The 1,548-nt window shown below is 57.2% G+C and carries 3 protein-coding genes, 1 tRNA gene and 1 pseudogene; 4 read left to right on the forward strand and 1 reads right to left on the reverse strand.

The features are described from left to right. From BBW68_RS13190 to BBW68_RS13200, 4 genes and pseudogenes are all read left to right on the forward strand, one after another. Positions 1-146 (forward strand): annotated as a pseudogene (locus tag BBW68_RS13190) (integrase core domain-containing protein); the annotation flags it as partial. A gap of 57 nt (positions 147-203) precedes the next feature. Then, the gene (locus tag BBW68_RS19960) at positions 204-422 is read left to right on the forward strand and encodes an LLM class flavin-dependent oxidoreductase (protein WP_276325393.1); all 219 of its coding nucleotides are present in this window, start codon (positions 204-206) and stop codon (positions 420-422) included. 99 nt (positions 423-521) lie between these two features. Continuing rightward, the gene (locus tag BBW68_RS19965; protein WP_245166788.1) at positions 522-827 is read left to right on the forward strand and encodes an LLM class flavin-dependent oxidoreductase; all 306 of its coding nucleotides are present in this window, start codon (positions 522-524) and stop codon (positions 825-827) included. A gap of 26 nt (positions 828-853) precedes the next feature. Then, the gene (locus BBW68_RS13200; RefSeq protein WP_070135716.1) at positions 854-1,129 is read left to right on the forward strand and encodes a rhodanese-like domain-containing protein; all 276 of its coding nucleotides are present in this window, start codon (positions 854-856) and stop codon (positions 1,127-1,129) included. Positions 1,130-1,271: 142 nt separating this feature from the next. Here the strand turns inward: BBW68_RS13200 and BBW68_RS13205 are convergent. Next, positions 1,272-1,347: transfer RNA gene (locus tag BBW68_RS13205), tRNA-Ala, on the reverse strand. Between the last annotated feature and the right edge of the window lie 201 nt (positions 1,348-1,548).

Here is a 1,548-nt window from a genome sequence, read left to right on the forward strand (position 1 = left end):
GACGGGGAAACTGCTGGGATAACGCCCCTATGGAGCGGTTCTTCCGGAGCCTGAAGACCGAATGGGTGCCGACGAAGGGCTATAACAGCTTCAGCGAAGCCCAGGGCGCGATAATCCGCTATATAACGGGATATTACAGCGGTCTTTGAAAGATAAGACCTTTCAATAACACGAAAGGCTAACTCATCAATATCTTTGCAACAGTGCCGGGTAAACTGCTGATCTACTTTGGCGGATCCTCCAACGAAGCGATCGGCGTGGAGGCTCGGCACGCCGATGTGTTTGCGCTGTGGGGAGAACCGCTGAAAGGCGTGGCGGAAACCGTACGCACCATGCGCGCCACGGCCGCCCGCCACAGGCGTAAGATCGGTTTTAATATCTCCTTCTGCTCGATTATTGCCGCCACGGAAAAAGGAGCCTAGGAGAAAGCGGAATATATCCGCGAAGAGGCGCGCAAAAAGCTGCATGAGAGCGGCCACAACTTTGACTCGACCAAGCTAAGCGTGGGGGCGCAGCGCCTGATGACCGCTGCCAGTGAAGGTGAGCGTCTCGACAGCGTGCTATGGACCGGCATCGCACAGCTGGTCGGCGGCGGCTATAATTCTACCTCCCTAGTCGGCACGCCGGATCAGGTGTCTGATGCGCTGCTCAAATATTACGCTTTCGGCATTGAGAGCGTGCTTGATGAGACGTCATGCTATCTACGCCCTCTGCTGCTGGCGGCGGTTGCCACCTCGGCACTGGCGGCAGATGAAGCCGGCGGCTGGGCACCGCTTATTCCCTCTCTGCCAGCTCAGCAGGGTGCGGCCATTCTGCCCGCAGCGTAGCGTTATGTGGCGACCTGCGGCAGCGTATGCTGGTGCGCTTTGCAGTGGCACAGCTGGAAGCGCTGACGGGGAAAGCGGTTAGCGTGCTGAAGGGCGGAAATACGGCATGGAAAGCGGCGGGATTGCCTGTGGGAGCTGGGGACAAAGCCCTGCTGCTGCCGCGCATCGATCGCTATCGCCACCCGTATGAGAGTGCGGGTGACTCCGCCGAGGCAATGCAGGCGTATGTCAATTGGGAGATTGGTCTGGTGGAGCAGCTGGACTGCCATGGCACGCATGGGTTTAGCGTGCTGACGGCGTAAAATTCGGCGGGCTGCTATGCCTAAGCACGGGTCGGGCTTGCCCGACCCCTACGGGGATTGTCAGGGCCAGGCAGGCCTGACCTTCATAAAACGCAGACGAAGAGTCTGCCTAAGCAGATTATTATTCACATCACTGAGAATTTGGTGGAGATAAGCGGGATCGAACCGCTGACCTCTTGCATGCCATGCAAGCGCTCTCCCAGCTGAGCTATACCCCCCCCTAGCCGAAAAACCGTGTCGTGTTGACGGCGGACATAATATGAAACGGTGGGGTTGGTGTCAACGGCAAAATGATAATCTGAGATCGATCGCTGAAAAAGCCGTCAAAGCGGGCAAGAAAGCGCTAACCTTCTGTTTTCTCCGGCGGTCTGATGCCCCTTTATCTGCCTGAGTACTTTTGACACTGTTGCAAAGATCTG

Source organism: Candidatus Erwinia dacicola (assembly GCF_001756855.1).
Classification (GTDB): domain Bacteria; phylum Pseudomonadota; class Gammaproteobacteria; order Enterobacterales; family Enterobacteriaceae; genus Erwinia; species Erwinia dacicola.

Bases quoted from the DNA above. Each gene is read 5' to 3' on its own strand.
- BBW68_RS13200 (WP_070135716.1), top strand. From the start codon at position 854: ATGCTGGTGCGCTTTGCAGTGGCACAGCTGGAAGCGCTGACGGGGAAA.
- BBW68_RS19965 (WP_245166788.1), top strand. From the start codon at position 522: ATGACCGCTGCCAGTGAAGGTGAGCGTCTCGACAGCGTGCTATGGACC.